This is a genomic window from Bacteroides sp. D1, from assembly GCF_000157095.2.
Classification (GTDB): domain Bacteria; phylum Bacteroidota; class Bacteroidia; order Bacteroidales; family Bacteroidaceae; genus Bacteroides; species Bacteroides xylanisolvens.
The window spans coordinates 861,564-875,674 of sequence record NZ_JH114350.1 but is presented as its reverse complement, the minus strand read 5'-3'; the positions used below and the strand labels follow the sequence as shown (position 1 = coordinate 875,674).

Below are 14,111 nucleotides of genomic sequence, written 5' to 3'. Positions count from 1 at the left end.
TATGGAAAATTAAATACAGAACAGAAGATATGAAAAAGATAACGAACTATATATTAATTTGTACCTGCGCATTGGGATTTTCTTCATGCGTAAATACGTTCCTCGATTTGGAACCACTGGATGCCAAGACAGATGTAATTTATTTCAAGACACCGGAACATTTTCGCGAATATGCTAACGGGCTTTACGGGCAATTATTGGGATGGCAGTCTTCCTATGGAAGTATATTCGATCACATGGATGCAGCCTCCGATCTTTCTACTTGTTTCAGATATTCGTATGGTGTGGGAACCGGTGTGATGGGAATTCCTAATGACGATAGTCGTTGGAATAATTGCTATAGTAATATTCGTGCCACTAATCACATGTTTGAAAGAGCTGTTTCTTCCTATACAGGTAATTTGGCGGATATTAAAAAAGAATTAGCCGAAGGGCATTTCTTCCGTGCCTATAACTATTTTTACTTATTGAAGTTTTTTGGTGGAGTGCCTGTCGTTACGAAGGTTCTCGACGTGACTTCACCGGAGCTATATGGAAAACGTAACAGCCGTTATGAAGTTATCAACTTGATTCTCTCCGATTTGGATGAGGCTATTGCAGGGTTGCCGTTGGAACAGAATATCACTTCTGCCGACAAAGGCAAAATTAGCAAACAGGCTGCACAAGCTTTTAAAGCTCGTGTGTTACTTTATGAAGCTACATGGCGGAAGTACAATGGCACTTCTACTGATTTTGAAGGTTCTGCCGGTCCGGCTTCCGATCAGGTAAATGCTTTTCTGGAAGAATCCGTTCAATTATCCGAAACAGTGATGGGAGATGCTGCTTATTCCCTTTGGAATTATAACAATGTAGCAGCTATGAGAAATATGAGCAATCGTTACCTGTTTAATATTGAAGAAGAAGCTAGTAATCCTGCCGGTGCCGGAAGAGCGACGAACAAGGAATTTATCATCGCTTCTGTATATAGTCAGGAAACGCGTAAAGGACAGGTAGATTTGAATCAGGTGATTTATACGGATATGCGTCCCAGCCGGAAATTGATTGATATGTTTTTATGCACTGACGGGCTTCCGGTTAGTATGTCTGATAAGTTCCAGGGATATAAGAATCCGGGGGACGAATTTCAGAATCGTGATTTCCGTTTGACTTCTTATGTAGGTTCGTATGCTACGAGCCTGACAGTTGAGAATTGTGGGTATGGCGTTTCTAAGTTTGCAATTACTGATATTCAACGTCAAAGTAAAGATGAGTCGGCCAATTATCCGGTACTTCGGTTAGCAGAAGTATACTTGAACTATGCCGAAGCTGTGATGGAACGCTATGGTGAAATATCAGATGACCAGTTGAATAAGTCGATAAATAAAATCCGTGCCCGTGCGGGAATTGCCAACCTAACAAATGCATTGGCAAAGCGAATTCAGGAAGGAGTGCCGGCAAATGCGACTAAGACAGTTAATCAGGTAATGTTGGATGAGATCCGTCGTGAACGTGCATTGGAACTCTATATGGAAGGTTTCCGTTGTGACGACCTGAAACGTTGGGGCATTGCGGAAGAGAATCTGAATGAGTCTCGTTGCGGTGCGGTGGTAGGTAATGCCAGCTATCCTACAGCATTTGTAGACGAAAACGGGAATGCTACCAGTGCTTTCAATCCGGCTATTTTTACGAAAGGAACGGAAGTTGTAGAAACAGGTAAAGGAAAATTACCTTGTGTAGTGCTCCTCAAATCATCTGACTGTGCATTTACTAAAGGAGATTATTTGTGGGCGATTCCAAGAAATCAAATCAATCTGAATTCGAATCTGGTACAAAATCCGGGATATTAATCATTCAATTGTTTAACGTATAATACCATAGATTATATGAAGTTTTTATTCAAATATACATTTCACTTGGCAATACTTGCTTGCGTTTCCGCACTTTTCTCCGGTTGTGAGCAAGACCCCAAGTATAGAGTTTATGATTATCCTGTGCCGGTAGTGGAGAGTATATATCCCACAGATGGATATGTCACTACGCAGGTTGTTATTACAGGAACTAATTTCGGTGATCGTGCTGAAGCAGTGAAAGTTTTCTTCGGTGAAGCCCAATCCAATAAAGTGCTCGACTGCAAGAACAACCGTTTGGTAGTGGAGGTGCCGGAAACGGCAGTAACAGGCAATCTGTCTTTACAGATTTATAATAAAAAGGTGGAGAATATCGGTCATTATACAGTACTACCTACACCACGTGTCATTACAGTGACTTCTGATAGTGAAGACGGTGAAGGGGTAGCTGATACGGGAGACAAGGTTACTATAACAGGTGAAAATTTTGGTACGGATCCATCCGATATTTCTGTTAGTTTCAATGGAACGCCGGCCGAATTTGAGCTGGTGGATGAGTCTACTATTGTTGCGACAACTCCTGCTGATTATCAGACAGGTAGTGTGACTGTGACTATTCACGGATATACAATGACAGGTGGTGCAATGTTCAATCCTAATTCGAAGGGTGATGTGACAGTGCTTTATCTTCAAAACTATAAGCAGCCGTTTGCCAAGGCAAATGATGAAAGTTGGAAGAACGGTGAATGGTGGACTCCGGCAGTGTGGAATCAAAATGCAGCATCGTTCAATGCGAAAGGCAATACGACTGTTTCCGGAATGCAATATAAATCAGAAGAAGGCTTAACGTTAGCATTCCAGAATGGATGGGATAAAGAAGCTTATACGAATGGGAAAATGTGGCAGGTTGCTACGCTCCGTCCTGGTAAATACAGACTGGAAGTCACTTATGCATATACATTGGTAGTTACTGATGCGGGGAACTTTATTTCCGTATTGATAGCTAAAGGAGATAGTGAAAGTGATATACCGAATGTCGCTGATCTTGAACAATTAAATGGAGTTTATGTGGCCTATGATAAAATGGGAACAGCGAATGATTCGGGTACGTTGGTTACACCTTCATTTGAAGTAACGGAGACAACGGACGTTGTTATTGGATTCCTGACTTCACTGGCAAAGGGTAATTCATACTTTAAGGTGACAGAATTGAAATTGATTCTTGAATAATGTGGAAAAAGAAAAAAGAGTAATTCATCGTGATAATATAATTAAGATTATGAAGAAAATATATAGCTATCTGTTTCCCGTTTTTCTCTCGTTTTTCGCATTAGCTGCTTGTGACGAGGACAATGAAGAAATTGTTCCAATGAGTTACACTGATCCTGTGGCGACCGTAACAAAGATAGAACCCGTCGAAGGATATGTTGGGAATGAATTTACCATTAATGGTGATGATTTTGGAATCAGAACTGAAGATGTAAAAGTGTTTATCGGTTCCCAGGAGGCAGTAGTAGTCTCCTGTGCCGATGATGCTATCCTTGCGAAAGTGCCGGAATCGGCAACAAACGGAAAGATAACCGTTGAGGTTTTCGGGCAACGTGTGGAGACTGATCTAGTTTATCGTGTACTTGGTAAGCCGGGTGTCAGCGTAGTGAAACCTTCTTATGGTTTTCCGGGTGCCAGTATTGTTTTCGAAGGACAAGAATTTGTTTCTTCTAAAACACTGTATACTTTGACTTTCGGGACTTCTACAGACAAGGCAGAGATTGTGGGTACACCTACTGATACCGAATTTACGGCCAAAATTCCCGAGACAGCTGTCAGTGGAGTTATGACACTTATTATGGCAGAACAAACGATTGATTTGGCTTCTTATCCTTTCACTGTGTTGAAGCATGCAACGCTTGATATTCCTAAGGAAGACGAACCGGTTCCATCAGGTTTTGCTGGCAGTAAATTTGCAATAACAGGAACCAATCTTGTGCAAGAATTGCTGGATAAGTCTGTTGAAGGGTTGGAGCCTTTGAAAGTAACTTTCTCTAAAGCTGGCGGAGAACCTGTAGAAGCTGTAATAGATACAGATAATTTGATGGATAAGAGTATTCCACTCACTGTACCTGCTTCGTTGGAAGCCGGAGATTATACAATTACTGTCATTACTCCGTTTGAAACTATCGGGACACAGTTGAAATATACGGTATTACCGATGCCTACAGTAACAGGCATTTCAACGAAAGCCGGATATATTAATGCGGAAGTAACGATCATTGGTCAGAACTTTGGTACGAAAGCTGAAAATATTCAGGTCTTTTTCGGAGAAACAGTTTGTGATAAAGTGACACTGAATGATAAAGGTAATATCGTAGTGAATGTTCCCAAAGGAGTTTCATCTGAAGCTCCGGTGAAGATTAAACTGATAATTCAGGGTAAGGAAATAGAGATGGGCGAATCGGGCACATTTGAGGTTTGGGAAACTCCAGAAATCACTTCTGTTGAAACACCGTATATTTATCCTTATGGTACATTAGTAAAAGCCGGACAGGAAATAACATTTACAGGAAAAGGTTTTGGAACGGATAAGAATTCTGTTACAGTTACTTTTGAGGGAATATCCGTACCCGTTACGGTTAAAGAGATTACTACGACTTCTATTACTGTAACGGTTCCGCAAGGTTTCAATGGCGGAAGAGTAACAATGGTGTTTGAAGGTATTGCACAACCCGTAGAGAGTGATATGTTGCAACCTCTGCCGGTGGATGGAGATATTTCTCAATATGTACTCATGAACTATAAACAGCCTTTTGAATATGTAAAAAAAGGTGGGGATAAAGGATTCCATAAAAAAGGAGAGTGGGCAAAAGCTGCTTATTGGATAGTTCAGAACTCTAACTTGACTGCTGGTGAAGGAGGTGCTGCTGTTGATTTGGCATTTAAAACGAAATATGGTGATGGAAGTGATGCAGGTTTAGCTTTACAAACAGATTGGGGATTTGACAATCCTAAAAATGATGGTAAGGTATATCAGACTTCTCATCTTCAAAAAGGAAAATATAAGTTGACGGCACACGTTTATGAATATGACGGCAGAGGTTTTACCGGTTATGTTGCGGTTTGTAAAGGTAATGAGATGGCAAATACGAGTGATATACCAAGTAAGAGTCTGGCAAACGCTTCTATTTCGGGTACGGGTGATGTAGTAGTTGATATTCTTGTTGAAGAGCCTACCGATGTTGTCATTGGTTTTGTATGTACGATTACAGTAAAACAAGGACGGGCTAAGATAGATAATTTCAAATTAGAGTTAGTAGAGCAATAAACTATAATTGGGTGCACTGTAATCAATGGTAGATACGGTGTACCATTAAACCCAAAATATGATGAAAAAGATATATTATATAACCGCAGTATTTGTTACCCTGTTTTTGACAGGATGTGGGGACGGCATTGACCTTCCGGGTGTCAATGTGGAAACTGATTTGAATAAAATTCCTCTTCCTGATAATAATGTAAATTTGGAACAGGTTGAACTTAAACCGTCAACGGAACCCATGCTGCATGAAGGGTTGCATACAGAGGAAGACTTCCAGCGTATCCGGGATAAAAAAGCTGCCGGAGAAGAGCCTTGGGTTAGCGCTTATCAATTATTAGTAGAAAGTCAGTTTTCGCAGAAGACGGCAGATACTTATCCTACGGAATGGATTAAACGTGGAGTTTCCGGTGATGAAAATTATATGAATGCAGCCAGAGGGGCCACTATTGCATATCAGCAGGCGCTTCGTTGGAAGATTGAACAAGATGATGAATATGCAGCAAAAGCGGTGGAGAATCTGAATAAGTGGGTACAGACTTGTGTAGGTGTAACAGGTAATACGAATTTATCGCTTGCCGCAGGACTTTATGGTTATGAATTTGCTATTGCCGGTGAATTATTAAGGGATTATGAAGGATGGGATCGTGCGGACTTCGCAGCATTCCAGAATTGGTTGCTTAAAGTGTTCTATCCTGCTAATGATGATTTTTTGAAACGTCATCACGATACCAATCCGTTACACTATTGGGCTAACTGGTGTCTTTGTAATATTGCAGCTAAAATGGCTATCGGCATTGTAACCGATCGTCGTGATATTTATAATGAAGGTATCGGCCATTTGCAGACAGGTGATACAAACGGACGTTTACGTCGTGCTATCTATCACGATTATGCACCGGACTATAACTTTGCTCAATGGCAGGAAAGTGGACGTGACCAAGGACACACGTTGATGTGTGTCGGATTGATGGGAATTATTTGTCAGTTGGCATGGAGTCAGGGAGACGATTTCTTTGCTTATGATGACAATCTGTTCATGCGGGCTTGTGAATATGCTGCTTGTTGTAATTACACTAATGAGACTGTACCATATACTACTTATATATGGCAAAAACAGAGTCAATGGGGATATCCGATTCCGGAAGAGCAAACAACACTTGGTGGCGGTAAATGGATCAAACGTGCAATATGGGCGTTGCCTTACTATCATTACAAAGGGGTAAAAGACATCTCGGATGATAATCTCAAATATACTAAGATAGCTACGGAATATGTAGGAATAGAAGGAGGAGGTGGGTATTATGACGCTAACTCCGGTGGCTATGACGTACTTGGGCTCGGTACGCTGATGTATGCAAGATAAAATGAATAAAATGTGTTAGACTTCGCCACAGATTCGGATATGCCAGTGTGGATGGATTATTTGTTTCAATCTGTGGTGAATTCCAGGACATTAACGGTATTAGTAAAAACTTGAAATGAATAAACTAATAAGAATAGCGCTCACATTTTTACTTGTAATGACCACAGGAGTCATACAAGCAGAAATAGTCATCTATCCGGTACCTCAAGGCATCTATTATGCCCGTCACAATGATGACTATACGGTAAAAGTACGGCAAGTGGGAGAAAAAGACTGGGTAGACCTTTATGAGTATAACGTAAAGGTGGATATGGATACGAAGTCCGATGCCACGATGGTTCAGTTCGACTTTTCAGGGAAAGTGGAAGTATTGGTACAAAAGAACAGTGGGGAGATCCGTTCGGCAGTGGTGCGTCCTTTATCCAAAGGTATCCAACCGGAGATTGATGGTAACTTTCTATTGTTTACGATAGATAAACCACAAAAGTTGTCGGTCGAGTTTAATGGAGATCGCCTGAATAATTTGCATGTATTTGCCAATCCTATCATCAAAAATGTGCCGGATAAGAATGATCCGAACGTGATTTATTTTGAAGCTGGAATACATGAACCGACTGATACGGCTGGAAAATGCTTCCGTATTCCCAGTAATACGACGGTTTATTTAGAAGGTGGTGCCGTTTTGAAAGGTTGTCTCACTTGCGACAGTGTAGAGAATGTGAAAATATTGGGACATGGCATGTTGCTTGAACCGCAACAGGGAATTTCGGTTACCTACTCCCGGAATGTACTGATTGATGGAGTTACGGTGGTAAATCCACGGCATTATACTGTCTCTGGGGGACAATCTACCGGAATTACTATCAAAAATCTGAAATCATTCAGCTATCAGGGTTGGAGTGATGGGCTGGATTTTATGTCCTGCTCGGATGTGATGATTGATGATGTGTTTCTTCGTAATTCGGATGATTGTATAGCTCTTTATACGCATCGTTGGAATTATTATGGCGACTGTCGCAATATTCATGTACTTAATTCTACTCTATGGGCAGATATTGCGCATCCTATCAATATCGGTACACATGGAAATACGGAAACGGGAGATGAAGTTTTGGAAGATATAGTATTCAGGAATATTGATATATTGGAGCATGATGAGGATGATCGTGATTACCAAGGCTGTATGACTATCAATGTAGGGGATCACAACCTAGCACAAAACATTACTTTTGAGGACATTCGTGTGGAACATATTCAGGAAGGACAGTTATTTCATCTTCGGGTGATGTATAACCAAAAATACAATACAGGTCCCGGCAGAGGTGTCAAGAACATAACATTCCGTAATATTTCATGTACCGGGAAATATATCAATTCTTCTTTAATAGAAGGTTATGATAAAAATAGGAAGATTGAGAATATTTTGTTCGAAAACATTGTGTTGAACGGTAGGCGGATCACTTCTTTGGAAGAATTGAATATAGATAAAAAAGATTTTGTAGAGAAGATACGGATAAAGTAGCTAATAACTAAAAGATGAAAGATGCGACAAAAAACAGTTTTTCGTGCTTTTTGCCGCATCTATTTTATAGAAAGAGGAATAAACTTATCGTAAAGGAGTGAATGAACCTATATAAATGCGTTCTATTTTCAGGGAGGTGGCATTTATTCCGAATAGGTCGGTCACATCTGATTTATAATCTTCAGTCACATCTTCCACTAACCAATAAGGAATCGGGCCAAGGTCTCGTGTGGTGATACTCTTTGAAGTATCGGGACGTTCGGGAAGTTTAAATTTGCAGTCATACTCTTTACCATTGATTGTAATTTGGAATGTAGTGCCTGACTCTGATGTGGAGCGGGAGAAGCTTCCTTCTATTTTCGGAGCATTATCTTTACTAGTAACAATTGTCACTTTACCACTACTTTTTTGGTCATAAGAGAAAGCTATTCCTCCTGTAGCTTGTATACCCGCTTCATCCTTTATCTTTTTTATGACCGCTTCTAGTTTTTCTTTTTGTTGTTCATCCAACAGACTTTCATCTATTCCTGTGATTCTTGCTTCCACAGAATTCACTGAAAAAGATTGTTTGCCGTTGACGACCTTTAGCCCTATTTTTATGATTCTCCCATCAGCGTCTTTTACCATCAATGACGTGCTGCCCAGTTTTATAGAGCTGATTTGAATATCATTGTTTTCGTCTATATAAGCTGTTGCTATTTGCCCATCGGCTATTTCAGCAGTATAGGGAGCTATGCCACCCTTAATTCCCAACTTTGTACCTCCTGTAATTGGTAAACTGGTTTCACTAATGGGAGGTTCCGGGTCGAGCATCACTTCCCAATATTCATATAGGTAAAAAACGTCAGCTTCGTCGCTGCATGAATAAAATACGGGAAGGGAGCATAATAGAATAAATAGTAGACAGAGCTTCGTCATTTTTGCTTTCATAATATTCTTCTTTTTTATTTCTTCACAAAAGTAAAGCTCCTTTCCTGTATTTCAAAGTATATTGATGAAAAATAAGATTAAAACTCTATCTTATGTTGTTTCTCATCATCCACCACAGTCATCATTCCTTCTACTTGTGCTAAAGCCAGCATACGTCCGTGGAAAGAATAACCGGCATTGTAGCCTTTATCCTCATCTCCGAGCATCATTCGTCCATGATCTACGCGCATGGGAAGTCCCGGATTCTCATTTTCAAAAATACGAATGAGATCAATCAGATGTCCTCTTCCTGATAGATGAGAACTTTCGATGAAGTTTCCACCCGGCATGGCCTCTGTACTGCGTAGATGAACGAAATGGGTTCTTCCTGCAAACTTCTTTGCCAATTCACGAGTATCATTATGTGCGCCTGCGCTAAGAGAACCTGCACAGAAAGTCAGCCCATTATGCGGATTGTCTACGGCATTCAGAAACCAGGCTATATCTTCTTCATTGGTGACAATACGGGGTAGGCCGAGAACCTGGAATGGAGGATCATCCGGGTGTACGCACATATTGATACCATATTCATCGCATACAGGCATAATTGCTGAAAGGAAGTAACACATATTCTCTCGTAAAGCATCCCGGTCTATGTCTTTATATAAACCTAACAGACGTTTGAATATAGCAACCGGGTTTTTATCTCCTTCTTTGATATTACCGTTCACAAATCCTTGTGTCTTGACGATAATAGTATCAATCAAATTGTCCTTTTCGGTATCTGTAATCACTTTGTCCAGTTCGGCAACTTTATGCAGTTCTTCTTCTGTATAGTCTTTTTCAGCTCCTTCACGTTCCAGTATTTTGATGTCGAAGTAAGCGAAACGAATACGGTCGTAGTAAAGCGAACTGGTACCGTCCGGCCAAGGGTACTGTAAATCCGTACGTATCCAGTCGATTACCGGCATGAAGTTGTAACAGACTGTTTTCACTCCGCATTTACCCAGGTTGGCAAGACTTACTTTATAATTTTCGATCAACTGTTCACGTTCCGTACCCGCATACTTGATTGCCTCACAAACCGGAAGGCTTTCCACGACCGACCAGCGCAACCCATACGATTCAATATACGATTTTAAATCGTTGATGGCTTCTACTGTCCAAATCTCTCCGTTTGGTACCTCGTGTAATGCAGTGACGATTCCTTCAACACCTATCTGACGGAGCATTGGCAAGGTGATTTTATCTTTCTTGCCGAACCATCTCCATGTTTTTTCCATCATAACGTTTGAATAAATTAAAAGATTAAATATTAAACGCCGCTGAATGCACTGAAACCACCATCGATAGGCAACATAGCTCCCGTTACGAAACTAGCGGCTTCACTGCACAGGAATTGTACAGCACCGTTCAATTCTTTGATATCGCCGAAACGATTCATCGGAGTTTTGGCTAATACCTTTTTACTTCTGTCGGTCAATGAACCATCCGGGTTGATAAGTACACGACGGTTTTGGTCACCGATAAAGAATCCCGGAGCGATAGCATTTACACGGATACCATCACCGTATTTCAGTGCCATTTCGCTTGCCAGCCATTGGGTGAAGTTGGCTACTGCCGTTTTAGCGGCCGAGTAACCCGGTACACGGGTGATAGCACTATAAGCAGCCATAGAAGATACATTGATGATGCATCCTTTCTTCTGTTTTGCCATTACCTTACCGAATATCATAGACGGATAAACTGTACCGTTCATATTCAGGTTAGTCACTTTTTCCCAGCAAGAGATGTCCATATCATAGAAGTGCTGATCCGGTTCGAGAGTGGCTCCCGGCATATTTCCACCGGCGATGTTCAATAGAATATCGATCTGTCCCCATTTGGCAACGACTTCTTCGGCTACTTTCTCCAGGCTGGCGATGTCAAGTACATTACCGATGATGCCGATTACATCGTTACCGTATTGCTTAAGTTCAGCCACACGGTTGTCCAGTTGCTCCTGACGAATGTCAATAGCTACAACTTTTGCTCCCTGCTGTACAAAGTGTTGGGCAATATTTCCGCCCAGTACACCACCTGCTCCAGTAATAACAGCAACTTTACCGGCAATACTAAATAATTCGTTCATGGTTTCTATCAAATGTTTTTATGAATGGATGCAAAAATAGCGGTTTTTTATACATGCTATGATGCGTATTTTTGCAAGATATTTACCTATCTTTGCAAAAGCAGTTTAGAAAGGAGATTTATGAAGAAGATAATGAATGAGAAGTTGACTATTACGACTTCCAATCCCGTCCGTGCCCGCTTTTATGAATATCCACGTTTCACGTATCCGTGGCATTTTCATAGTGAGTATGAAATTATTTATGTGGAGAAGGGAGAGGGGGATTGTCTGGTGGGTGACAGCATTATCTCCTATTCAAAAGGTGATTTGATTCTTTTCGGTTCCGAACTGCCTCATAGTATGCAAAGTCCACCGGACGGCGGGGAAGAATCTGATAACGAAGAAAAATCCGAACCGAAAGTAAGAGGAGTCAATATTCAGTTTGAGAAAGATTTTATGCATTATTCAATTTCTCAATACTCCCAGTTTATTCCTATCAGGAATTTATTGGAGGATGCTTGCAGAGGAATTAAATTCACAATTACCCGTTCGGGGAAAATCATTAAGTTATTGGAACAAATTCCTTCTGCCAAAGGAGCAGATCAAATCATCCTGTTGCTTTCACTTCTACAGATGATGGCTACCAGCAATCATAAGAAATATCTGACTACTTCTCATTATACTCCGTCCCCTTCGATTATGCGTAATGAAAGAATGGAAAAGGTGATTGCCTATTTGAATAAACATTATACCGAGTCTATCGGTCTGGATGAAATTGCTTCTTATACAGCGATGAACCCTGCCGCTTTCTGCCGATACTTTAAAGAAAACACAGGAAAGACATTTAAAGAGTATGTACTTGATATGCGTATCGGATATGCTTGTAAACTATTGAATAGTAGTATGATGAATATATCTCAAATCAGTGCTACTTGCGGATTTGAATCACCTGTACATTTTAACCGCATCTTTAAAAGGGTGACAGGAATGACACCTACTTTTTATAGGGAACAGATGGAATAAGCTTTTTCAGGCAATAAACATTTGAGTATAATTTCTTTCTCGTTCGTATATAATAGAAAAGGAATAAACATGAACGTAAATAGAATGAAGAAAAGAATTTTGCTTTTGTTGTTGGTGATACCGGCATTGGTAAAAGCGCAAGATGTGATGACAGAAACCCGTCGGGAACTGACGTCTCCTGATGGAGCTTATCGTTTTACCTTTTATCAACGTGCGGTGGGAGAGGATAATGCACAAATGTATTATACCTTGACTTATAAGAATCGTCCGGTGATTGAAGAAAGTAAACTGGGTGTTCTGATTGAAAATCAGTTATTTGAATCGGCGTTGGGTATACCGAATGATACTTGTCATTTTTGGTGTGAGAATCTGAAGTTGACAGAGACTGAACATCAAAAGACGGACGAGAGATGGAAGCCTGTATATGGCGAACGTGCGGAAGTACGTGATTGCTACAATGAGATGACTTTGAAACTCAAGAAGGGAGAAGGAAATGGCAATCAGGACGGTGGTTATGATAAGCGTAAGAATTACTTTATGAATATCATAGTTCGTGCCTATAATGAAGGAGTTGCTTTCCGCTATCATTTTCCGGAAATGACAAACGGGCTTTTCTTGCATATCGTTGGTGAGCAGACTAGCTTCACAATGCCTGAAGGAACGATGGCGTATTATGAACGTTGGGCGCAAGGACCTTATGAACTTCGTCCGTTGGAAGGATGGGGCAAAGAGGAGAGTGAGCGTCCTTTGACCTTGAAACTGCCTGATGGATTATCTGTAGCTTTGTTGGAAGCGGAAATGGTGGATTATGTTCGTGGTAAATTCCGTTTATCGGCAGAGAAACCTTCCACTTTGGAGACAAGCCTGTATAGTAGCGTTGATATTATTTCTCCTTACAGCACTCCGTGGCGTGTAATCATGGCTGCCGAACGTCCGGTCGATTTAATTAATAACAATGATATTGTCTTGAATCTGAATCCGGCTTGTAAGCTGGCTGATACTTCTTGGATTAAACCCGGGAAAGTATTCCGTTCGGGCGACTTGAAACAAGATAGAGTAAAAGCAGCCATTGACTTTGCGGCAGAACGTGGTATTCAGTATGTGCACATGGATGCAGGCTGGTACGGACCGGAAATGAAAATGAGTTCGGATGCTACTACTGTTTCTCCTGATAAAGACCTTGATATACCCGCTTTGTGTAAATATGCCGAATCGAAAGGAATCGGACTTATGGTGTATGTCAATCAGCGTGCATTAGTGCAGCAGTTGGATACTCTGTTGCCTTTGTATAAAAAATGGGGACTGAAAGGTGTCAAGTTCGGTTTTGTACAGATAGGTAATCAGCGTTGGAGTACCTGGCTGCATGATGCAGTTCGTAAATGTGGAGAATATGGTCTGATGGTAGATATTCATGACGAATATCGTCCGACAGGTTTCAGCCGTACTTATCCTAACCTGATGACGCAGGAAGGTATTCGTGGAAATGAAGAAATGCCGGATGCCACACACAATACGACTCTTCCTTTCACCCGCTATCTGGCAGGTGCAGGAGACTATACGCTTTGCTATTTCAATAATCGGGTGAAGAATACGAAAGCACATCAGTTGGCGATGGCAGCTGTGTATTACAGTCCTTTGCAATTTATGTTTTGGTATGACAGACCGGAATTCTACCAGGGAGAAGAAGAACTGGAATTTTGGAAAGCAATTCCGAGTGTATGGGATGACAGCCGCGCGTTAGATGGAGAGGTTGGTGAATATATCGTTCAGGCACGTCGTTCGGGGAATGACTGGTTTGTAGGAGCAATGACGAATACGGAAGCCCGCACAATTACATTGACTACGGATTTTCTGGAACCGGGTAAGAAGTATATGCTTCACCTGTACGAAGATGATGACAAGCTGAATACACGAACGAAAGTACGCAGTACTCATAAGAAGATAAAAGCCGGAGATAAGCTTGTTTTGAAGCTAAAAGCAAGTGGCGGAGCTGCATTGCATTTTATTCCGTTTAAGTAGGCAAGTTTATGTTTCTTTTTAGGCAC

The 14,111-nt window shown here is 41.0% G+C and carries 10 protein-coding genes; 7 read left to right on the top strand and 3 right to left on the bottom strand.

The window, feature by feature from the left end; all coding sequences use genetic code 11:
- Nucleotides 1-29: 29 nt before the first annotated feature.
- From BSAG_RS01525 to BSAG_RS01545, 5 genes are all read left to right on the top strand, one after another.
- Entirely contained in the window at nucleotides 30-1,826 is a 1,797-nt protein-coding gene (locus BSAG_RS01525) for a RagB/SusD family nutrient uptake outer membrane protein (RefSeq protein WP_004316047.1), read from the top strand.
- A gap of 36 nt (nucleotides 1,827-1,862) precedes the next feature.
- The gene (locus tag BSAG_RS01530; protein ID WP_004302353.1) at nucleotides 1,863-3,056 is read left to right on the top strand and encodes a DUF5013 domain-containing protein; all 1,194 of its coding nucleotides are present in this window, start codon (nucleotides 1,863-1,865) and stop codon (nucleotides 3,054-3,056) included.
- Nucleotides 3,057-3,105: 49 nt separating this feature from the next.
- On the top strand, nucleotides 3,106-5,145 hold the full coding sequence (locus BSAG_RS01535) for an IPT/TIG domain-containing protein (RefSeq protein WP_008997765.1): 2,040 nt from the start codon (nucleotides 3,106-3,108) through the stop codon (nucleotides 5,143-5,145).
- 58 nt (nucleotides 5,146-5,203) lie between these two features.
- A complete protein-coding gene (locus BSAG_RS01540) occupies nucleotides 5,204-6,502 on the top strand; it encodes an alginate lyase family protein (RefSeq protein ID WP_004316044.1) in 1,299 nt (432 codons plus the stop codon).
- Between the two features lie 115 nt (nucleotides 6,503-6,617).
- Complete coding sequence (locus BSAG_RS01545; protein WP_008020328.1) at nucleotides 6,618-8,024, top strand: glycosyl hydrolase family 28 protein; 1,407 nt, start codon at nucleotides 6,618-6,620, stop codon at nucleotides 8,022-8,024.
- A gap of 84 nt (nucleotides 8,025-8,108) precedes the next feature.
- On the opposite strand, the gene BSAG_RS01550 is transcribed toward BSAG_RS01545, so the two are convergent.
- From BSAG_RS01550 to BSAG_RS01560, 3 genes are all read right to left on the bottom strand, one after another.
- Nucleotides 8,109-8,954 carry a hypothetical protein gene (locus BSAG_RS01550; protein WP_008997763.1) on the bottom strand — a complete coding sequence of 282 codons (846 nt, stop codon included), beginning with the start codon at nucleotides 8,952-8,954 and terminating at the stop codon, nucleotides 8,109-8,111.
- Nucleotides 8,955-9,031: 77 nt separating this feature from the next.
- On the bottom strand, nucleotides 9,032-10,219 hold the full coding sequence (uxuA, locus tag BSAG_RS01555) for a mannonate dehydratase (RefSeq protein ID WP_004316041.1): 1,188 nt from the start codon (nucleotides 10,217-10,219) through the stop codon (nucleotides 9,032-9,034).
- Between the two features lie 29 nt (nucleotides 10,220-10,248).
- Nucleotides 10,249-11,064: an SDR family oxidoreductase gene (locus tag BSAG_RS01560; RefSeq protein ID WP_008020332.1), complete on the bottom strand. Its 816-nt coding sequence runs from the start codon at nucleotides 11,062-11,064 to the stop codon at nucleotides 10,249-10,251.
- Between the two features lie 120 nt (nucleotides 11,065-11,184).
- On the opposite strand from BSAG_RS01560, the gene BSAG_RS01565 reads away from it, so the two are divergent.
- Together BSAG_RS01565 and BSAG_RS01570 are read left to right on the top strand one after the other, a co-directional pair.
- On the top strand, nucleotides 11,185-12,066 hold the full coding sequence (locus BSAG_RS01565) for an AraC family transcriptional regulator (RefSeq protein ID WP_008020334.1): 882 nt from the start codon (nucleotides 11,185-11,187) through the stop codon (nucleotides 12,064-12,066).
- A 69-nt stretch (nucleotides 12,067-12,135) separates the two neighbouring features.
- Nucleotides 12,136-14,085 carry a glycoside hydrolase family 97 protein gene (locus tag BSAG_RS01570; protein WP_008020336.1) on the top strand — a complete coding sequence of 650 codons (1,950 nt, stop codon included), beginning with the start codon at nucleotides 12,136-12,138 and terminating at the stop codon, nucleotides 14,083-14,085.
- Nucleotides 14,086-14,111: the final 26 nt, after the last annotated feature.